Source organism: Mycobacterium sp. 1245801.1, assembly GCF_001673055.1.
GTDB classification, from domain to species: Bacteria; Actinomycetota; Actinomycetes; order Mycobacteriales; family Mycobacteriaceae; genus Mycobacterium; species Mycobacterium europaeum_A.
In genome coordinates this window covers 12774-32383 of record NZ_LZKY01000277.1, presented here as the reverse complement: position 1 = coordinate 32383, position 19610 = coordinate 12774, and the positions used below count along the sequence as shown (strand labels likewise).

The 19610-nt window shown below is 68.3% G+C and carries 16 protein-coding genes, 1 tRNA gene and 2 pseudogenes; 11 read left to right on the top strand and 8 right to left on the bottom strand.

Annotated elements, in window-relative coordinates; all coding sequences use genetic code 11:
• A pseudogene (locus A5622_RS18045) lies at positions 1-252 on the bottom strand (hypothetical protein); the annotation flags it as partial.
• A 360-nt stretch (positions 253-612) separates the two neighbouring features.
• Here A5622_RS18045 and A5622_RS18040 point away from each other — a divergent pair.
• From A5622_RS18040 to A5622_RS18010, 7 genes are all read left to right on the top strand, one after another.
• Positions 613-1902, top strand: coding sequence for a thioester domain-containing protein (locus tag A5622_RS18040; protein WP_066880385.1), 1290 nt, complete (start codon positions 613-615; stop codon positions 1900-1902).
• On the top strand, positions 1903-2835 hold the full coding sequence (gene cysK, locus A5622_RS18035; RefSeq protein ID WP_066869628.1) for a cysteine synthase A: 933 nt from the start codon (positions 1903-1905) through the stop codon (positions 2833-2835).
• A gap of 2 nt (positions 2836-2837) precedes the next feature.
• Positions 2838-3521: a serine O-acetyltransferase gene (gene cysE, locus A5622_RS18030; RefSeq protein WP_066869625.1), complete on the top strand. Its 684-nt coding sequence runs from the start codon at positions 2838-2840 to the stop codon at positions 3519-3521.
• A 216-nt stretch (positions 3522-3737) separates the two neighbouring features.
• Positions 3738-4859 (top strand): LLM class flavin-dependent oxidoreductase, encoded by a 1122-nt coding sequence (locus A5622_RS18025; RefSeq protein ID WP_066869622.1) that lies wholly within the window; start codon positions 3738-3740, stop codon positions 4857-4859.
• Positions 4856-5980 carry an LLM class flavin-dependent oxidoreductase gene (locus A5622_RS18020; RefSeq protein WP_066880383.1) on the top strand — a complete coding sequence of 375 codons (1125 nt, stop codon included), beginning with the start codon at positions 4856-4858 and terminating at the stop codon, positions 5978-5980. Before A5622_RS18025 ends, A5622_RS18020 begins: the two co-directional genes overlap by 4 nt.
• Positions 5977-7380 carry an NtaA/DmoA family FMN-dependent monooxygenase gene (locus A5622_RS18015; RefSeq protein ID WP_066880381.1) on the top strand — a complete coding sequence of 468 codons (1404 nt, stop codon included), beginning with the start codon at positions 5977-5979 and terminating at the stop codon, positions 7378-7380. The genes A5622_RS18020 and A5622_RS18015 overlap by 4 nt, the downstream gene beginning before the upstream one ends.
• 215 nt (positions 7381-7595) lie before the next feature.
• A complete protein-coding gene (locus A5622_RS18010; RefSeq protein ID WP_255361711.1) occupies positions 7596-8318 on the top strand; it encodes an SDR family NAD(P)-dependent oxidoreductase in 723 nt (240 codons plus the stop codon).
• A gap of 16 nt (positions 8319-8334) precedes the next feature.
• Here A5622_RS18010 and A5622_RS18005 read toward each other — a convergent pair.
• Positions 8335-8407: transfer RNA gene (locus A5622_RS18005), tRNA-Asn, on the bottom strand.
• A gap of 152 nt (positions 8408-8559) precedes the next feature.
• Between A5622_RS18005 and A5622_RS18000 the strand changes: the two genes are divergently transcribed.
• On the top strand, positions 8560-8838 hold the full coding sequence (locus tag A5622_RS18000) for a hypothetical protein (RefSeq protein ID WP_066869612.1): 279 nt from the start codon (positions 8560-8562) through the stop codon (positions 8836-8838).
• On the opposite strand, the gene dnaG is transcribed toward A5622_RS18000, so the two are convergent.
• From dnaG to A5622_RS17985, 3 genes are all read right to left on the bottom strand, one after another.
• Positions 8822-10774, bottom strand: coding sequence for a DNA primase (gene dnaG, locus A5622_RS17995; RefSeq protein ID WP_066880379.1), 1953 nt, complete (start codon positions 10772-10774; stop codon positions 8822-8824). The two genes, A5622_RS18000 and dnaG, sit on opposite strands and share 17 nt — an antisense overlap.
• A 29-nt stretch (positions 10775-10803) precedes the next feature.
• Complete coding sequence (locus tag A5622_RS17990; protein ID WP_066880377.1) at positions 10804-11421, bottom strand: superoxide dismutase family protein; 618 nt, start codon at positions 11419-11421, stop codon at positions 10804-10806.
• Between the two features lie 67 nt (positions 11422-11488).
• Positions 11489-12754 carry a deoxyguanosinetriphosphate triphosphohydrolase gene (locus A5622_RS17985; RefSeq protein WP_066869604.1) on the bottom strand — a complete coding sequence of 422 codons (1266 nt, stop codon included), beginning with the start codon at positions 12752-12754 and terminating at the stop codon, positions 11489-11491.
• 143 nt (positions 12755-12897) lie between these two features.
• On the opposite strand from A5622_RS17985, the gene A5622_RS17980 reads away from it, so the two are divergent.
• Positions 12898-14889 (top strand): TPM domain-containing protein, encoded by a 1992-nt coding sequence (locus A5622_RS17980; RefSeq protein WP_066880375.1) that lies wholly within the window; start codon positions 12898-12900, stop codon positions 14887-14889.
• Between the two features lie 173 nt (positions 14890-15062).
• Here A5622_RS17980 and A5622_RS30245 read toward each other — a convergent pair.
• The 3 genes and pseudogenes from A5622_RS30245 to A5622_RS17965 all read right to left on the bottom strand — a co-directional run.
• Positions 15063-15216: pseudogene (locus tag A5622_RS30245) on the bottom strand (hypothetical protein); the annotation flags it as partial.
• A gap of 519 nt (positions 15217-15735) precedes the next feature.
• Positions 15736-16953 carry a PPE family protein gene (locus A5622_RS17970; protein ID WP_066880373.1) on the bottom strand — a complete coding sequence of 406 codons (1218 nt, stop codon included), beginning with the start codon at positions 16951-16953 and terminating at the stop codon, positions 15736-15738.
• A 250-nt stretch (positions 16954-17203) separates the two neighbouring features.
• Positions 17204-18595 (bottom strand): glycine--tRNA ligase, encoded by a 1392-nt coding sequence (locus A5622_RS17965; protein WP_066869656.1) that lies wholly within the window; start codon positions 18593-18595, stop codon positions 17204-17206.
• A 190-nt stretch (positions 18596-18785) separates the two neighbouring features.
• On the opposite strand from A5622_RS17965, the gene A5622_RS17960 reads away from it, so the two are divergent.
• Entirely contained in the window at positions 18786-19214 is a 429-nt protein-coding gene (locus tag A5622_RS17960; protein ID WP_197497975.1) for a helix-turn-helix transcriptional regulator, read from the top strand.
• Entirely contained in the window at positions 19211-19606 is a 396-nt protein-coding gene (locus A5622_RS17955; RefSeq protein ID WP_066869589.1) for a Fur family transcriptional regulator, read from the top strand. The genes A5622_RS17960 and A5622_RS17955 overlap by 4 nt, the downstream gene beginning before the upstream one ends.
• Positions 19607-19610 lie beyond the last annotated feature (4 nt).

Sequence of the window (19610 nt, the reverse complement as noted above, 5' to 3'; positions counted from 1 at the left end):
CTCGTAGTCGACATAGGTCTCCGGCAGCGGTTCGTCGGTGCCGGCGCCCGCCTCGGCCTTGATCGCCACCTGCTCGGGGTTGACCACCCGGTTCACCCGGTAGATGCCGGCCTCCACCGGGACCCAGCCGAGCAGGTGCAGCAGCCAGCGCGGCGTGATGGTCGAAAGCTGGGGGACAGTCTTCGTCGCGTTGGCTAGTTGCCGGGCAGCGAGGTCGCCAAGTGTCTGAGACTCGTTTTGAGCCGACGTCATCGTGATCCTTTCATGCGTGAACTGCGGCCGGGATCGGGCGGATCTATCGTCCCCCAACAGAAGCGGGCCCGCGCGCCGAGCCTAGGCAAGTGTAGGGGCAGGCCAGAAGGTTTTGAGCCCGGCTGAGCGAAACGGGTCGAGAAGTGCCGATGCCCTATAGTGGGGATATGCAACACCCCGCACAGTCGTGCTTTGTCCCGTCGCGCTGCGTCGGCGTGGACTGTTGTTGCTGTTGATTTCCTGAGCACTCTGACGCTGTAGAAATCCCCGCGCTAGCCCATTTCCGGGCGGTACCGCCGGGTCTGCCCGGTGGCGTGAAGGCGTGGGTCAACCAAAGCCTTTCAGGAAGACCAGCAACCCATGACCATATTGTCCGAGCCCAACCGTGCCCTGGCGCCGGTGGCGACCCGCCGGCGTTCGGTGGTCCGACCGGCCACCGCGCTCAACCGCATGACCCGTTACCGGGGTGGCACCTATTCCCACACCGTCGACCGGGTCGTGTTCACCGACGGCAGCTGGGCGCGCACCGACCTGATCAGGCTCAACCCGAACGTGCACGCCTACTCGCTGGATTTCACCGGCGTCGCGCCGCAGCACCCGTCGCGCTACCGCGTCGACACCTGGGCTGCCCTGCCCCATCTGCGCGCATCCAGCCACGAAGCCACGGTCGGCTGGATCCTGCGGAACTCCTTTCCGATGCGCTCCGTCGCCGAACTGAGCCGCCAGGTGCGTGACGCGGGTTATCCGCTCGGACCGGCCAACATCAACGAGCACGAGGCGATCGCCGCGACCCAGGCCGCGATCTGGTTTTTCACCAACGGCCTGGCGCTGGACACCCGCCCGCTCAACGTGCCCGTCGCCGTTCACCGCTCACCGGGGCCGGTGATCACCTTCGAATTCGACGGCGCGCCTCAGCTCGGCGGCTACTCGGTGTGGGTCGCCTCCAACGGGCACCTCACGGTACGGCTGCAGAAATCGGCCAATGGCCTTGACTGGCAAGACGTTTCGGGATCCGAACTGGCCGTGCGCCCCGGCCGGGGCCGCCACCAGCGCACGTTGGGCGAGGGCAGCACACTGTCGTCGAGCAGCCATGGCCGCGGCGGGCGCGGGTACCGCTACTACCGGCTGGTCGCACAATCCGATGCCGATGTCCCCCGCATCGAGCACGTCAGCTTCCGGCTCACCGGTGCGCGCCACTATCGCAACGCCGACAAGGTCGTGCACCTGTACAACTACCTGCTCGCGCAGGCGCGAAAGTTCGCTCACCACGCCGACGAAGCCCTGCTGGTCGACCAGCACGCCGCCGCGGATTCGGGCCTCGTCGGGCCGTTCCAGGTGCGAATCCCGCTGATACTCAGCGCCACCGGCGGTCACGAGCTGGTGGACGCCGACGGCTTCGCATTCGGCGACACGATCCAGCCCGGCACGGATTTCTACATACGCCAGGCGCCGGGCACCTCGGGAATAACGCTCACCGCGAAAACGCTTGGCGATCTGCATGGACGCGTGCTCACCGGGGTGGCGCTGGACGAAGCGTCGCAACGCTTTACCCCTGTAGCGCTAGCCATCCCCACCGAGATGAACATAGAGTTCGATATTAGCTGGCAGGCGGATGAGGCCTGGTCCTACGTCGTTGGAGACAAAAGATAGATGAGCATCGCGGAGAACGTCACGGAATTGATCGGTAACACCCCGCTGGTCCGGCTGAACCGGGTCACCGAGGGTGCGGTCGCCGACGTCGTCGCCAAGCTGGAATTCTTCAACCCGGGAAACAGTGTCAAGGACCGCATCGGGGTCGCGATGATCGACGCGGCCGAGCAGGCGGGCCTGATCAAACCGGACACCATCATTCTCGAGCCCACGAGCGGCAACACCGGCATCGCCCTGGCGCTGGTGGCCGCGGCCCGCGGCTACCGTTGCGTGCTGACCATGCCGGAGACCATGAGCGTCGAGCGGCGAATGTTGTTGCGCGCCTTGGGAGCCGAGATCGTGTTGACCCCTGGATCCGAGGGCATGCCGGGCGCCATCGCCAAGGCCGAGGAGCTTGCCAAAAGCGACCAACGCTATTTCGTGCCACAGCAGTTCGAGAACAAGGCCAACCCCGCGATCCACCGCAAGACCACCGCGGAAGAGGTGTGGCGCGACACTGACGGCAAGGTCGACATCTTCGTCGCCGGGGTGGGCACCGGCGGCACCATCACCGGTGTGGCCCAGGTGATCAAGGAGCGCAAGCCCTCGGCGCAGTTCATCGCCGTCGAACCGGCCGCGTCGCCGGTGCTGTCCGGCGGACAGAAAGGGCCGCACCCGATCCAGGGCTTGGGCGCCGGGTTCGTCCCGCCCGTGCTCGCGCTGGATCTGGTCGACGAGGTCATCGCGGTCGGCAACGAGGAATCCATCACCCTGGCCCGGCGGCTGGCCGCCGAGGAGGGCCTGTTGGTGGGCATCTCCTCGGGGGCGGCGGTGGTAGCCGCCCTGCAGGTGGCCCGCCGGCCCGAGAACGCCGGGAAGCTCGTCGTCGTGGTGCTGCCCGACTTCGGCGAGCGGTACCTGAGCACGCCGCTGTTCTCCGACCTGGCCGATTAGTCATGCTCGAAGCCATCCGTCGTGACATCCGAGCGGCCAGGGAACGCGATCCGGCCGTCCCGACCACGCTGCAGGTGATCTTCGCCTACCCGGGCGTGCACGCCATCTGGGGTCACCGCGTCAGCCATTGGCTGTGGAACCGCGGCGCAAAGGTGGCCGCGCGAACGTTCGGCGAGATCACCCGCATCCTCACCGGCGTCGAGATCCACCCCGGCGCGGTGCTCGGCCCCGGTCTCTTCATCGACCACGCCACCGGGGTGGTAATCGGCGAGACGGCCGAGGTGGGCGAGGACGTGACCATCTATCACGGAGTCACCCTCGGTGGCAGCGGCAGGGACACCGGCAAACGTCATCCCACCATCGGTGATCGGGTCACCATCGGCGCCGGGGCGAAGGTCCTGGGCGCCATCAAGATCGGCGACGACAGCCGTATCGGCGCCAACGCCGTGGTGGTCAAAGAGGTTCCGTCCAGCTCAGTGGTCGTCGGCGTGCCCGGACAGGTCATCAGCCGCAGCCGTCCCGGCAGCCCGGACGACTCGATGATGCCCGACCTCGTCGGAGTCAGCCTGCAGTCGCTGCTGACCCGGGTGACCAAACTCGAAGCCCGCGCGGACGGCGCCCAGAGCAATCACGTCATCCGGCCGCCCGAAGCCGGCGTGTGGCACGGCGAGGACTTCTCCATCTGAAAGACGGTGGCGTTCAGAGCAAGACGCCGTGATCGCCCGTATTCGCCACGCTGCACCGAACCCGCATCGCCGCGTTCCGCCGGGCTGAACTCGGCGAAGTATTACTCAGCCTGAACTTAACCCGGTTTTGGAATGCAGCGCCGTCGGCAGCGTTGCACAGTGGGTTATGACCATGCTGCGCGACGCCGAACCGACGGGGATCACCGGGGACCGACCATGACCGAGCTGCATCTGGCTGTGGGACTGGACGGCTACGGCTGGCACCCCCACGCGTGGCGATACGCGTTCGCGCACAACGCGACCGGTGGCGGGCAACTGAGCGGCCGCTATTGGGCAGCGCTGGCGAGCACCGCCGAGCGCGGCCTGCTGGATTTCCTGACCATCGACGACAGCCTTGACGCGCAACCCGGCCGCAGCGCCGACATCTCGCCGCGGCGCCTGGCGGGACGCGCGGATGCCACGCTGGTCGCCGCCCGCATCGCCCCGGCCACCCGACACATCGGCCTGATTCCGGTGGCGACCGTTACCCATACCGAACCGTTCCACGTCTCGAAAGCCATTGCGACGCTTGACCATATCTCCCACGGCCGGGCGGGATGGCAGGTGCGGGTGAGCCCGACGGCGCACGAGGCCGCCCTGTTCGGCCGGCGGGCCGCCCCCGACGGCGACGACCTGTTCGACGAGGCCGCCGACGCGGTGGAGGTGGTGCGCCGGCTCTGGGACAGCTGGGAGGACGACGCGGTCATCCGCGATGTGGCGACCGGCCGCTACATCGACCGCGACAAACTGCACTACATCGACTTCGTCGGCGAGCGCTTCTCGGTCAAAGGGCCCTCGATCACCCCGCGCCCGCCTCAGGGCCAGCCGGTGGTGGCCGCACTTGCCCACGCACCGCGGGTCTACGAATTCGCCGCCGCCAGCGCCGACCTGGTCTTCATCACCCCGCACGACGAGGGCTCGCTGCGGGCCATCCTGGCCGATGTGGGCCACGCGCAGCGGGCCGCCGGCCGGAAGCTCAAAGTCTATGCGGACCTGGTGGTGTCGCTGGTCGACGATCCACTGGCGCCCGCAGCGGCCATCTCGTCCGATGCACTCGTATTCGTCGGCAGCACAACTGATTTGGCGGATCTCCTGCTCGCCTGGCAGGACGCCGGTGTCGATGGGGTGCGGCTGCGGCCCGCGGTAAACGCCCTCGACCTGCCCGCCATCGTCGACGACCTGGTGCCGCGCCTGCAGCGCGCCGGCCGGTTTCGCACCGGCTACCGCGACGGCGAGACACTGCGCGACCGCCTCGGGTTGGCGACCGCACCGAACCGCTACGCGACGGCGCCGTCATGAGCATCACTCCCCTGTCGATCCTCGACCTCGCGCCCATCAGCGCCGGCAGCGACGCCGCGACGGCACTGCGCAACACCATCGATCTGGCCCAGCACGCCGAGCGCTGGGGCTACCGACGCTACTGGCTGGCCGAGCACCACTTCGTCGCGGTCGCCAGCTCCTCGCCGGTGACGCTGATCGGCCAGATCGCCGCGGCCACCGAGCGAATCCACGTCGGGTCGGCCGCCGTGCAGATCGGCCACACGACGGCGCTCGCCGTGGTGGAAAGCTTCGGCATCCTCGACGCGCTCTACCCCGGCCGCATCGACATGGGGCTGGGCCGGTCCGGGCAGCGGCGCAAGGAGGCCGCCGCGGCGCCGCCCCCGGTCCACTCCGAGCGTGCGCCCACGCCGTGGCGTGAGGTCGACGGGCTTGTCATCCCCGCACCCTTCGACCAAACACCGCTGATGAAAAGCGAGCGGATCCGGGCGCAGGCCTCCGCGCTGGCGCAACCGTGCGCACAACCTCCCGACTTCGCCGACCAACTGGCCGACATCGAAGCGCTGCTGGCGGGCACCTACAGCGTCGATGGCCATGACCTACATGCCGTTCCCGGCGAGCGCGGTCAGTTGGCGCCGTGGATCTTCGGCAGCACCAAGGGGCAAAGCGCCGAGGTCGCCGGCGCCCGTGGGCTTCCGTTCGTCGCGAGTTACCACATCACCCCCGGCACGGCGCTCGATGCAATCACCGTCTACCGCAACGCCTTCCGCCCGTCCGCGCGGCTATCGGAGCCCTACGTGGTGGTGTCGGCCGACGTCGTGGTCGCCGAGGACAGCGCCACCGCGCGCCACCTCGCGTCCGGTTACGGCCGGTGGGTGTATTCCATCCGCAGCGGTCACGGCGCCATCCCCTACCCCGACCCCGATTTCTGCGAGCCCTTGACCGAGGAGCAGCAGGCGCTGGTGGCCGACCGCACCGCAACACAATTCGTCGGCAACCCCGACGAGGTCGCCGACCGGCTCGAACTGCTGGGCCGGGTCACCGGCGCCGACGAACTGGTGATCACCTCCGTGACCCACCGCCACGTCGACCGGCTGCGCTCGCATGAACTGATCGCCAAACGATGGGGACTGACCGGATGAGCGTTCGAGAAGCAGGCCACCGCAAGCAGATTCATCTGGGCGCCCACTTCCCCGGGGTGAACAACACCACGGTGTGGTCGGATCCGAGTGCGGGCAGCCAGATCGCGTTCGAATCGTTTGTGCACCTTGCCGAGACCGCCGAGCGGGGGCTGTTCGACTTCTTCTTTCTGGCCGAAGGCCTGCGGCTGCGTGAGCATCGCGGCAAGATCCACGACCTCGACGTGGTCGGACGGCCCGACACCTTCACCGTGCTGGCCGCGCTCGCCGCGGTCACCGACAGGCTCGGCCTGGCCGGCACCATCAACACCACGTTCAACGAACCGTACGAAGTGGCAAGGCAATTCGCGACGCTGGACCACCTGTCCGACGGGCGGTCAGCCTGGAACATGGTCACCTCCTCCGACGCGTTCACCGGGGAGAACTTCCGCCGCGGCGGGTTCCTGGCCCACGCCGACCGCTACCACCGGGCCGAGGAATTCATCACCGTCGCGCGGCGGTTCTGGGACAGCTGGACGCCCGATGCCGTCGTCGCCGACGTCGACGCCGGGATCTATGCCGACCCGGCCCGCATCGGCGTCGTCGAGCACCACGGTCCGCAATTCGACGTCCGCGGCGTCGCCTCCCTGCCGGCCGGGCCGCAGGGCCACCCGGTGCTGCTGCAGGCCGGTGACTCCGACGACGGCCGTGACTTCGGGGCCAGGCACGCCGATGCCCTGTTCACCTTGCACGGTTCGCTCGAGGCGGGTCAGCGCTACTACAGCGACGTCAAGAGCCGTGCCGCGGCCTACGGGCGCGACCCCGACCAGCTCAAGGTCCTGCCCGGCGCGACGTTCGCACTGGGAGACACCGCCGAAGAGGCGCAGGACAACGCCCGCCACATCCGCGAGCAGCAGGTCAGCGGCCCGACCGCGATCGCATTCCTCGAACAGGTGTGGGGCGTGGACCTATCGGCCTACGACCCCGACGGGCCCCTGCCCGACGTCGATCCCGTCGAGAACCCGAACATCACCCGCGGGCGGGTCCGGCACGGCGACCCCAAGACGGTCGCCCAGACCTGGCGCGCCCGGGCGGAAGCCGAGAACCTGTCGATCCGCGAGCTGATCATCGAGGTGACCAGCCGCCAGCAATTCGTCGGAACGCCGGCACAGGTCGCCGCCGAGATCGATCGCTACGTGCAGTCCGATGCCTGCGACGGCTTCATCCTGGTGCCGCACCTGACGCCGCACGGCCTCGACGAATTCGTCGCCAAGGTGGTGCCGCTGCTGCAGGAGCGCGGTAGCTTCCGCACCGAATACCGCGGCCACACGCTGCGCGACCACCTGGGCTTGTCACCCACCCCCGGGCGGGCCGGCCAGCCGACCGGCGCCGAGCGCCTCGAAAGCCGGCGCGCCACAGGCTAATCCGTGACGATGACGGGTGCCCGCCCGGGCAGGCGATGGCCGGGCCATCGGGATGCGCGCTCAGCCGCGTGACCTCATCGGTGCGCCAACGCGCAGCGGCATCGAGGCGAGCACTCCTAATAGTCTGGGGTCACAGTAGATTCACGATTCGCGGCGTGCCACCGGGTGGTGCGTCGACCGCCTCGTCCGCGACAGACCGCGCAAGGAGACCTCCGTTGACCGCAGATCACGCCCGTCAGAAAGTCGCGATCATCACCGGCGCCTCCCAGGGCATGGGTGCCGCCCTGGTTGACGCCTACCGCGAACTCGGCTTCGCGGTGGTGGCCAATTCGCGATCGATCGCCGCCGGCGATGCCGCCGAGGTGGCGGCCGTCGCCGGTGACGTGGCCGATCCCGCGACCGCCGACCGCATCGTCGCGACGGCGCTGGACCGGTTCGGCCGGGTGGACACGCTGATCAACAACGCGGGCGTGTTCGTGCCCAAGCCGTTCACCGAGTACACGCCGGCCGACTACGAGTTGGTGACGGGGGTGAACCTGACCGGCTTTTTCCACATCACCCAGCGCGTCATCGCCCAGCTGCTGAGGCAAGGCGGGGGCGGCCACGTGGTCAACATGACCACCTCCCTGCTCGAGCAGGCAAACTCCGGGGTGCCGGCGGGATTGACCGCGCTCACCAAGGGTGGCCTGGCGGCGGTGACCAAATCGCTGGCCATCGAATACGCCCGCAACGGGATCCGCGTCAACGCCATCTCCCCCGGCAACATCGCCACGCCGATGCACGCCGACGACGACACGACCGCGCTGGCCGCCATGCATCCGCTGGGCCGGATGGGCACCATCGCCGACATCATCGAGGGGATTCGCTACCTAGAGGGCGCGTCGTTCGTGACCGGCGAGACGCTACACATCGACGGCGGCCAGAGCGCCGGCCACTGAGACGTTCAGAGAAGTGCTCCCCCGCCTGGACTCGAACCAGGAACCCTTCGGTTAACAGCCGAATGCTCTGCCAATTGAGCTACAGGGGACTAACCCGATCGCGGGACGAACTCTAGCGTACTGGCACGACCGCACCCAACTAGCGTGGACCACCCTCGGGCCGCCCATAGACGGGGATCGACCGCGCGGGCGCCCCGGCCGGTGAGGCAGGATGGAGCCATCGATAGTCGGGAGGAAAGTTTTGATCCGGTATGTCGTGGTGCTTGGGCTGGGTTACGTGCTGGGTTCGAAGGCTGGGCGTCGCCGATACGAGCAGCTCGTCGGCACCTATCGCGCGCTGACCAGCAGCCCCGTGGCCAAGTCGATGATCGAAGGGGGGCGGCGCAAGATCGCGAATCGGATCTCACCCGATGCCGGTTTTGTCACCCTGACCGAGATCGACGACCAAACGGCCATCATGGAACGCGACGCCGAGGGCTCGGCCGACGACGTGCTGACGCCGTCTAATCGTCGCCGCTAGCCTGCTCTAGCAGGCTGCGCCGGTAGGACTCCATCGCCACCAGGTCCCCGAACAGGGCGTGGTACTCGTCGCCCTGCTCAATCGGTGACATCCGCTGCAGCTTCGACTTCACCTCGGCGATCTGCCGGCCCATCCACACCTCTTGCAGCCGGGCCAGCACGCCGCCGATGTAGCGCGGCAGCTTCTCCTCGTCGACCGCGATGGCCTCCACCCCCAACTCGCTGGCCAGGCCGGCGGTCAGCGGCGACGAAGCCTGCTCACGCACCGCCTCGATCCATTGCGCGCCGGTGATCCCGCTCGAGGTGCCCCCCGCCGTCTCGATGGCCGCGCGGATGGCCGCGTATCCGGGATGGGTGAAGCTCTCGACCGTCAGCGTGTCGAACACCGGCCCGGCGAACGCCGGGTATTGCAGGGCCGCCTTGAGCGCCTCACGCTGCGGCCACAGGGTGGGGTCTCGGGGGTCAGGACGGCTGGCGGCCGGCTGGGCCGCGGCGGGCGGCTGCGCCGCGCGGCGGGGCGCCTTGGGTCCGGAGCCACCGCGGGCCGCGGTGTTGGACGTCTTGGCCTGGCTGCGCACCCGGTCGATGACCTGCGCGACGTCGTCCCAGCCGACCCATCCGGCGAGCTGGCGGGCGTACTCGTCGCGCAGCGTGGGGTCCTTGATCTGGCTCACCATCGGCACGCAGCGGCGCAGTGCGGCGACCCGGCCCTCGGCGCTGTCCAGGTCCATCTCGGCGAGCGCCGAACGGACCGCGAACTCGAAGAGCGGGGTCCGCCGGGCCACCAGATCGCGCAGCGCGCCGTCACCGGACTTCAGCCGCAGATCGCAGGGATCCATGCCATCGGGCGCGACGGCCACGAACGACTGGCCCGCCAGGTTCTGTTCGCCGCCGAAGGCCTTGAGCGCGGCGGCCCGCCCGGCCGCGTCGCCGTCGAACACGTAGATCAGTTCGCCGCGAAAGAAACTGTCGTCCATCATCAACCGGCGCAGCATCGACAGATGCTCGTCGCCGAACGCGGTGCCGCACGACGCCACCGCGGTGGTGACGCCGGCCAAATGCATCGCCATCACGTCGGTATAGCCCTCGACGACGACGGCCTGGTGCCCCTTGGCGATGTCGCGTTTGGCCAAGTCGATGCCGAACATCACGTTCGACTTCTTGTACAGCAGCGTCTCGGGCGTGTTGATGTACTTGGCTTCCATCGGATCGTCGTCGAACAGCCGCCGGGCGCCGAAGCCGATCACCTCGCCGGCCGAACTGCGGATGGGCCACAGCAACCGGCGATGGAAGCGGTCCATCGGTCCGCGACGCCCCTGCCGTGACAGGCCGGCCGCCTCCAGCTCCTTGAACTCAAATCCCTTGCGTATCAAGTGCTTTGTCAGCGAGTCCCAGCCCGAGGGTGCGAAGCCGCAACCGAAGTGACGGGCCGCGTCGGCGTCGAAGTTCCGCTCGGTCAGATACTGCCGGGCCGGTGCCGCCTCGGCGGATTCCAGCGCCGCCGCATAGAACTCCGCCGCCGCCGCGTTGGCCGCGACGAGCCGGCTGCGACTGCCGCGGTCGCGCTGCACGCTGGTCGCCGGGCCCGAGTAATTGATGGTGTGACCGAGCCGGTCGGCGAGCAGTTCGACGGCCTCGACGAAGCTGACGTGTTCGATCTTCTGGATGAACGCGTACACGTCGCCGCCCTCACCACAGCCGAAGCAGTGAAAGTGGCCGTGGTTGGGGCGGACGTGAAACGACGGCGACTTCTCGTCGTGGAACGGACACAGGCCCTTGAGCGAATCGGCGCCGGCGCGGCGCAACTGGACGTAGTCGCCGATGACCTCGTCGATGCGCACCCGCTCGCGGATGGCGGCGATGTCGCGATCGGGAATCCGGCCCCGACCCCGGGCACGGCCGTCGCCCTCCGCGCGTGAACCTGCCGGGCTTGACATCGGCTCAGTCTAAGTCGCGACGGCGCACGCTAGCCGGTACCGATGACGCCGCACGCGACCCGATCCATTGCGTTCTCGGTGTCCTGGGCGCCGTGCAGCATCAGCGCGGTCTTGTTGCCCGCCAGCAGGTCGTCCCGGTTGAACGAATCGGTGGTGGTGACCAGGTACGCCGAGCCGTCCTGCCGGACCTCGAGGGACGCCAAGTCGCCACTTTCGGGCTTGCCGGTGTGTCCGGGGGCCTGGTAGTGACCGCCGGCGGACAGGAAGTTGCCGGGCGCACCGCCGGTAGGCGCCACCGAGTTCGGCTCGCACTTGCCGATCTCGTGCACATGCAGGCCGTGGATGCCGGGCGTGAGGATGCCAGGCGCCTCCGTTTTCACCGTCACGGTCACGTAGCCGCCGGTGAAGTCGAAGGTCGCGGTGGCCGCCGAACGGCCATCGGGCGTCTTCAGTTCCGCGCGCAGCGAGCCCGCGGCGGGCGCCGGGGTCGACGTCGACTCCCCGGACGACGGAGCGGCACTCTTCACCGGTGGTGTGGTGCCCGGCTGGGTGCTCGCATGCTGCGGTGAACTGCAGGCAGTCATGGCGACGACGGGAAGCCCCATCAACAAGGAGGCCACAAAGGGCGAGCCGCTGAATTTCTTCATGTCGGGCAGCCTAACTCGCGGCGGCCGCGCCGATTCCCAGACCGGACGACTTCCTGCCGACCGGCGACTACGGACCGGCCTGGCGGGTATCGATCCGTTCGAGCCGACCCTCGGTATAGGAGGCGATCTGGTCGACGATGACGCGCCACCGCGCGCCGTCGTCGGCCGCGGTGTTAAAGGCCGCAGCAAAGAACGGGTCCAGCGTGCGGGGCGCTCCCGCATACAGCCAGTGCGCCACCCGATGGATGCGTTCACGCTGCCCGGCTTGTGTTTCCTGATGACGCGGATCGGACATGATGAACTGCAGCGCCAAGATTTTCAGCAGGGCCACCTCGGCGCGCACCAGGTCGGGAACCTGCAACTGGGCCCGGTAGCGCACCAGCGGGCCGGGACCGGCCGCCGCGCGAGTGGTGGCGATGGCGGCCGAGGCGAACCGGCCGACCAGTTCACTGGTCAACCGCTTGAGCGCCACCGAAGCCGCGAGCGTGGCGTCGTACTTTCCGACGGCGGCGACCACCGGCAGGGCGGAGAGCCGTCGCGCCGCCGCCATGAAGTCGTCGGCGCGCACCCGGAAAAATTCGGTCTCGCCCAGTTTGGCCAGTGCGGCGGCCTCGTCTTCGTCGGCGAGCACCCGCAGGTCGATGCGCTGGGACACCACACCGTCCTCGACGTCGTGCACCGAATAGGCCACATCGTCGGCCCAGTCCATGACCTGCGCTTCCAGGCACATCCGCCCCTCCGGTGCGCCCGCCCGAACCCAGGCGGCCGGCTCGCGGTCGTCGTCGTAAAACCCGAACTTGCGTTGCGCTTCGCCGCGGGGCCACGGGTACTTGGTCACCGCGTCCAGCGACGCCCGGGTCAGGTTCAACCCCGCGCTATTGCCTTGCTCGTCAAGGACTTTGGGCTCCAGACTGGTCAAGATCCGGAAGTTCTGGGCGTTGCCCTCGAAACCGCCGTAGTCCGTCGCGACCTCGTCGAGCGCGCGTTCGCCGTTGTGTCCGTAGGGCGGGTGGCCGATGTCGTGGGCCAGTCCCGCCAGCTCGACGAGGTCGGGGTCGCAGCCCAGCCCGATCGCCATCCCCCGCCCGATCTGGGCGACCTCGAGCGAATGCGTCAGCCGGGTGCGCGGTGTGTCCCCTTCTCGGGGCCCGACCACCTGGGTCTTGTCGGCCAATCGACGCAGCGCGGCGCTGTGCAGGACCCGCGCCCGATCCCGGGCGAAGTCGGTGCGGTGTTGACCCTCGGCGCCCGGCAGGCCCGCAGTCTTGGGCGCTTCGGCCACCCGTCGCTGACGGTCGAAGTCGTCGTAGGGGTCGTGCTGATTCCCGGTCACCGACGCACAGTCTGCCAGGGAACGCCCGCCGGAGTATGGCTCGACTCGGGCCTACTGGCCTGCATCGTCGCGGGGCTGTGCCTGACCGCCCCACTCCTCAGCAGGCCTACTGGCCTGCATCGTCGCGGGGCTAGATTGGCCCTATGCGTTGCACCGCTCGCCTGATCGCCGTGATCGCGACGATCCTCACGGTCGGCTTCGGCGGCGGCCTGCTGCTGGCGCCGGCCGCCGGCGCGCAACCCCCATTCCGGTTGGCCGACTACATCACCGACAACGCGGGTGCCCTGTCGGATTCCGGGCGCGCGGCGGTCGCCTCTGCTCTCGGCAAGCTGTACACCGACCGCCACATCCGGCTGTGGGTGGTCTACGTCGACAACTTCTCCGGGCAGAGCGCGGCCGGGTGGGCACAGCGCACCGTGACCAACAGCGATCTGGGCGCCTACGACGCGCTGCTGGCCGTCGGCACCCACAGCCGTGAATACGCCTTCCTGGTGCCCTCCACGGTCAAGAGCGTCACCGCAAATCAGGTCGACAAGTTGCGGCGCAACAAGATCGAGCCCGCCCTGCACGACGGCGATTGGAGCGGCGCCGCCGTCGCGGCGGCCAACGGACTCGACACCTCGCCCGATTCGTCGGGCCGGGTGGCGCTGCTGGCCGTGCTGGCGGGCATCCTGGTCGCGCTGGCAGTCCTGTTGCTGGTCATGCGTTATCGCGGTCGGCGCCGCCGCGCCGCGGCGTTGGCGGCGGCGCGTCGGGTCGACCCCACCGACGCCGATGCGCTGGCCGCGGTGCCGCCGCAGGCACTCGACGACCTGTCCCGCGAACTGGTGGTGGACGTCGACAACGCGTTACGCACCAGCGCCAACGAATTGGACCTGGCGGTCACGGAGTTCGGCGCCGACCGGACCCAGCCGTTCACCCAGGCCGTGACCAACGCCAAAGCCGCACTGTCCCAAGCCTTTACGATCCGCCAACAACTCGACGACGACACGCCAGAGACGCCGGCGCAGCGCCGGGAACTGCTCACCCAGGTGATCGTGGCGGCGGCGCGCGCCGACCGGGAACTGGAGTCACAGACCGAGGCGTTCGAGAAGCTGCGGGATCTGGTGATCAACGCCCCCTCCCGGCTGGACGCACTGACACAGCAATACGTGGAACTCACCACCCGCATCGCGCCGGCCGAACAACGACTTGCCGCGCTGCACAACGACTTCAGCGCGGCCGCACTGACTTCGGTATCGGGCAACGTGACCGCGGCCAAGGAGCGGCTGGCGTTCGCCGACCGCAACATCACCAGCGCCCGTGAGCTTGCCGCCCATGCCGTCAGCGGGCGGCAAGCCGGTCTGGTCGACGCCGTCCGCGCCGCCGAGTCGGCGCTGGGCCAGGCGCGCGCGTTGCTCGACGCGGTGGACAACGCGGCCGGCGACATTCAGCACGCCATCGACGGGCTGCCGTCGGCCCTGACCGACATCCAGCACGACATCGAGCGCGCGGACGAACTGCTGCGCAGGACACCGAAGGTCAAGACCGCGCACACCGGTGATCTGGTTGCGGCGCGCGATGCCGCCCTCCGGGCCGTCGACAGCGCACGGGCCGGCGCTGCCGACGATCCGCTGGGCGCATTCGCTCAGGTGACCAAAGCCGACGCCGGCCTCAACGGGCTACTGGCCACCCTGGCCCAGGAGCAGGCCGCGGCCGAGCGGCTGAACCGGTCGTTGGAGCAGGCGCTGTTCACCGCGCAGTCGCGGGTGCGTGCGGTGTCGGACTACGTCGACACCCGCCGGGGCAGCATCGGCCCCGAGGCGCGCACCCGGCTCGCCGAGGCCAGACGGCATCTGCAGGCCGCGCAGGACAAACGATCGACGCTGCCGACCGAGGCGATCGCGCACGCCAACGCGGCGTCGACGCTGGCCGCCACCGCGCAGTCGCTGGCCAACGACGACGTGCACTTGGCACAGCGGGCCTACGTCGGCCGCGGCGGCAGTGACATGGGTGCGATGCTCGGCGGGATCATCATCGGCAACGTGCTCAGCGGCGGCATGCGGGGCGGATTCGGCGGCTGGAGCCCGACCTCGTTCGGCGGCAGCCCCGGTGCGTCCGGCGGCGGTTTCATGGGTGGCGGCGGCCGATTCTGAGCAGCGCCTGGCGCCGCTATCGCAGCGGTTTGGGTTTCGCCGGGCTCAGCCGGCTGCTGGGGAATGCGGGATCACACCCGATCCCCGCGACACGGTGTCGCCTTCCCACCCGCTCCACACGCCGTCCGCAACGGCGGTCGGGCGGGGAACGTCGGCCGGCTGTTCAAGGGTTTCGGCGTCCGGCTTCGGTGCCCAATGGTCATAGTCATCCGGCGGGACGACCACGCCCCACTTGAGCGGAACCGACAGCCCACCGAGCATGCCGGACTCTCCTCGAACTGCCGACACCGTGTCATCCGGCAACGGCGAACCGAGAGGCAAAAGCACCCCTGCCCCCTTCCACAGCCGATAGAGCGTTCGGGCGCTGTGGCGAACCTATTTACACCAACCGGTTCACATCGTAAGACAAAGTGAAGAAAATATGCGGGAATTGCCAATATTCTTCTGTCGAGCACATGCGAACCGACGGCGACCCGACACCGGATCCGCGCTCACGCCCGCCGGATGTCGCCGCCCGCCTGCACAACAAAGAAATCCCGCGCGGGTCGGCTCGGCGGCTTCATCCCGCGAATCGACGCTCGCACATGCGTTGCCCCGCAACGGTTTAGCGCTACCAATAGGACGTGCGTTCGAGGGCCGACGAGTTTTCGAGCGGACCGCCGCCTGCGGATTTTCGCCCGGTTCCTGCGACGAGCCGCGCACCTGTTGCGGGTTTCACCAGACCAATCAGACGAATTCGGCGTTGCGCATACAACGTTCCGTCGGGGCGTATGCCGGCATATCGAAAAGTATCGAATTCCGGCCGCTTTGCACACTATTCACGTCTGCAACAGCAGCACCGCTGCACTATCCCGGACGATTTCGCGGCACCACCTTGGGACGAGACCTGACCACCTGCGCCCTGGTCCCGCGGTCCTCGCCCTCGGGGGTCTTGTCACCGACCGGCATCGCCGTCATCGGCACACCACTGCCCGATCCGCCGGCCGCCGCGGCCGGCGCCCCGGAGCCCGCCCCGGACATCGCCGGGGTGGCGATGTAAGCCGGCATCGATCCCTGCCACGCCGCGGGCACCGTCAGCGACCCGACGAACCGCGCGCCGCCCAGGCCCGCCGTCGCAACGCCCAACGCGCCCAACCCTGAACCGGCCAACGGCGGCAAGTCCGACAGGACGCTGCCCGCGCTGCGCGGCGCGGCGAGGGGCGCGCTGGCCGCGCCCACCAACGCCGGCGCGCGAGAGAGCGGCGACGCGGCCGCCGCCGGTGCCGGGGCGGCACTTTGGGCAAGCGTCACCATGGGCGTCATCAACGCGGTCGCCGGGTACATTCCGGCCTGCGCCACCGACGTCAACGTCGCCACCGGCGTCGACGACAGCAACGAGACCGCCGGCGAGAGCGCCCCGAACACCGACTGCAGTTGGGAGACGAACGCGGTTCCCAGCGAGGACAGGCCCTGGAAGAACTGTGACGCGAGAGTCAGGGGTGCCGTCACCAATCCGGCCAGGCCCGACAGGTCCGCGGCGGGCGCGCCGCCGCCGAGGGCCGCCGGCGGCACGCTGAATTCCGGCAGCGCCTCCGCCATCGATTGGGCCCCGGCGTGATAGCCCAACATCGCCGCCACATCCTGCGCCCACATCTCGACGTATTCGAGCTCGGTCTGTGCGATGGCCGCGGTATTGATGCCAAAGAAGTTCGTGGCAATCAGGACGAGCAACCGGGCCCGATTGGCCAGCACCTCCGGCAGCGGAACCGTCGCCACCAGTGCGCCCTCGAAAGCCAGTGCGGCGATCCGGGCCTGCAAGGCCGCCACCTCCGCCTGCGCCGCCGCGATGATCAGCCATTGCACGTAGGGCGCCGCGGCGCCGGTCATCGCCATCGACGACGGCCCCATCCAGGCGCTACCGGCCAGATCGGAAACCGTGGTGTGAAACGACGATGCCGAGGATGACAGCTCGGCGGCCAGCCCGTCCCACGCCGCGGCCGCCTCGAACAGAGGGCCGGCCCCGGGGCCGCCGAATATCAAGGCCGAGTTGATCTCAGGAGGGAAGAACACAAACGCGGGAATCATGTGCAACCCCAACCGACCGAGTCAACGGCTCCTGCCCCGGACGGAGCGACATCCACCCGCGGCCATTAGCTATCTACTTATGCCCCAGTGGCGATCCTAAGGCACCAGCACCGCGAAAAGCCGGACTTTTAAGCAAACCTTATTCCGCGGAATTCGGTGTGGGTGAGGATGCATCACCGGCGGCACGGCGGCCGGACCCGCGCCGATGCAACGGGACAAGCAATCTACAAGACGGCCCGCGAGTGGTCGATTAACAACCCTTGAGGCGCGCCGCCAGATAATCCGACACGGCATTCATCGGCACCCGCTCCTGGGACATGTCGTCGCGGCGGCGGACCGTCACGGCGTTGTCCTCGAGTGAGTCGAAATCCACCGTCACGCAGAAGGGCGTGCCGATCTCGTCCTGGCGTCGGTAGCGTCGCCCGATGGCACCGGCGTCGTCGAAATCGATATTCCAAAACTTCCGCAACTCGGCGGCCAGGTCTCGGGCCTTGGGACTCAAGTCGGCGTGCCGGGACAGCGGCAGCACCGCGGCCTTGACCGGTGACAGGCGCGGATCCAGCCGCAGCACCGTGCGTTTTTCCATCTTGCCCTTGGCGTTCGGGGCTTCGTCCTCGGTGTAGGCGTCGATCAAGAACGCCATGAACGACCGCGTCAGACCGGCGGCGGGCTCGATGACATACGGGGTGTACCGGGTGTCGGTCACCTGGTCGTAGAACGACAGGTCGACGCCGGAATGCTTTGCATGCGTCGACAAGTCGAAATCGGTGCGGTTGGCGACACCTTCCAACTCGCCCCACGGATTACCGGCGAAGCCGAACTTGTACTCGATGTCGACGGTGCGATCGGAGTAGTGCGACAGCTTGTCGGCCGGATGTTCAAATAGCCGCAAGTTCTCCGGATCGATACCCAGTTCGACATACCAGTGCAGGCGGGTGTCGATCCAGTACTGATGCCATTCCTTGGCGGTCGAGGGCTCGACGAAGAACTCCATTTCCATTTGTTCGAACTCGCGGGTCCGGAAAATGAAGTTGCCCGGGGTGATCTCGTTGCGAAAACTCTTGCCGATCTGACCGATTCCAAAAGGCGGCTTCTTGCGGGCGGTGGTCACCACGTTGGCGAAGTTGACGAAGATGCCCTGCGCGGTCTCCGGACGCAGATAGTGCAGGCCCTCCTCGGTTTCGATCGGACCGAGGTAGGTCTTGAGCATCATGTTGAATTCGCGCGGCTCGGTCCACCGGCCGGGTTCGCCGGTCTCCGGGTCGCGGATGTCGGCCAGCCCGTTGGGCGGCGGGTGTCCGTGTTTGGCTTCGTAGGCTTCAATGAGATGGTCGGCGCGATAACGCTTGTGGGTGATCAGTGACTCGACCAGCGGGTCGTGGAAGACCTCGACATGGCCGGAGGCCACCCAGACTTGCCGCGGCAAGATGATCGCCGAATCCAGGCCCACGACGTCGTCGCGACCGGTGACCACCGAGCGCCACCACTGGCGTTTGATGTTCTCCTTGAACTCCACACCCAGCGGGCCGTAATCCCACGCCGATCGGGTGCCGCCGTAGATCTCCCCCGAGGGAAAGACGAAGCCGCGCCGTTTGGCCAGGTTCACTACGGTGTCGATGACGGACGCCACGGGGTGGTGCACTCCCTTTCCGGGTTTGAGCGGGCACGCGCGGCGCTCGACCGCGGTGCGCAGAGCATCAGTCATGGTAGCGATCGGCACCGCGGTCTTTGACATGCGTCATCATGCATGTGACAGTGGATGGCAGCCGACAACGACTTTCACCGGCGACTACTTTCCCACTACCAGGCACTTCTCGAGGTGATGCCGCCCCATGATGACGTCCCCGTCACCTTCTGCCTCGATGCCGGCCGCCGCGGATGGCGACTCGGACCCGGGCCTCCTCGCCCACGACCACGACGCGCTGGGCGCCGCCGGGCACTCCGGAGGGGCCGCCTATCCCGTGCCGCCGCCGCGGGACATCCTCGATGCCGCCGGTGAGTTGTTGCGCGCGCTGGCCGCGCCCGTGCGCATCGCCATCGTGCTGCAGCTGCGCGAGTCGCACCGCTGCGTGCACGAGCTGGTGGACGCGCTCGGCGTGCCCCAGCCGCTGGTCAGTCAGCATCTCAAGATCCTCAAGGCGGCCGGCGTGGTCACCGGGGAGCGATCCGGGCGCGAAGTGCTCTACCGGCTCGCGGATCATCACCTCGCGCACATCGTGGTGGATGCCGTCGCGCACGCCAGTGAGGAGCCGCGCCAATGACCAGGGTCAGCGTCCGCTCCACCCGGCAGCGGGCGGCGATCTCCACGCTGCTGGAGACCCTCGACGAGTTCCGCTCGGCCCAAGAGCTGCACGACGAGCTGCGCCGGCGTGGCGAGAACATCGGCCTGACGACCGTCTACCGGACCCTGCAGTCGATGGCCGCGGCCGGGATGATCGACACGCTGCGCACCGACACCGGCGAATCGGTCTACCGCCGATGTTCGGAGCACCACCACCACCATCTGGTCTGCCGCAGTTGTGGCGCCACCATCGAGGTGGGCGATCACGAGGTCGAACAGTGGGCCAGCGAAGTGGCTGCCAAGCATGGCTTCTCCGACGTCAGCCACACCATCGAGATCTTCGGCACCTGCTCGGATTGCGGGGGCCGGTAACCGG

What these genes read in the sequence shown, in the direction of transcription:
- dnaG (WP_066880379.1), bottom strand. Translation starts at nt 10,774, where the DNA reads ATGTCAAGCCCGGCAGGTTCACGCGCGGAGGGCGACGGCCGTGCCCGG.
- A5622_RS18020 (WP_066880383.1), top strand. Translation starts at nt 4,856, where the DNA reads ATGAGCATCACTCCCCTGTCGATCCTCGACCTCGCGCCCATCAGCGCC.
- A5622_RS18040 (WP_066880385.1), top strand. Translation starts at nt 613, where the DNA reads ATGACCATATTGTCCGAGCCCAACCGTGCCCTGGCGCCGGTGGCGACC.
- A5622_RS17970 (WP_066880373.1), bottom strand. Translation starts at nt 16,953, where the DNA reads ATGATTCCCGCGTTTGTGTTCTTCCCTCCTGAGATCAACTCGGCCTTG.
- A5622_RS18015 (WP_066880381.1), top strand. Translation starts at nt 5,977, where the DNA reads ATGAGCGTTCGAGAAGCAGGCCACCGCAAGCAGATTCATCTGGGCGCC.
- A5622_RS17955 (WP_066869589.1), top strand. Translation starts at nt 19,211, where the DNA reads ATGACCAGGGTCAGCGTCCGCTCCACCCGGCAGCGGGCGGCGATCTCC.
- A5622_RS17960 (WP_197497975.1), top strand. Translation starts at nt 18,786, where the DNA reads ATGATGACGTCCCCGTCACCTTCTGCCTCGATGCCGGCCGCCGCGGAT.
- cysE (WP_066869625.1), top strand. Translation starts at nt 2,838, where the DNA reads ATGCTCGAAGCCATCCGTCGTGACATCCGAGCGGCCAGGGAACGCGAT.
- A5622_RS18025 (WP_066869622.1), top strand. Translation starts at nt 3,738, where the DNA reads ATGACCGAGCTGCATCTGGCTGTGGGACTGGACGGCTACGGCTGGCAC.
- A5622_RS17980 (WP_066880375.1), top strand. Translation starts at nt 12,898, where the DNA reads ATGCGTTGCACCGCTCGCCTGATCGCCGTGATCGCGACGATCCTCACG.
- A5622_RS17990 (WP_066880377.1), bottom strand. Translation starts at nt 11,421, where the DNA reads ATGAAGAAATTCAGCGGCTCGCCCTTTGTGGCCTCCTTGTTGATGGGG.
- cysK (WP_066869628.1), top strand. Translation starts at nt 1,903, where the DNA reads ATGAGCATCGCGGAGAACGTCACGGAATTGATCGGTAACACCCCGCTG.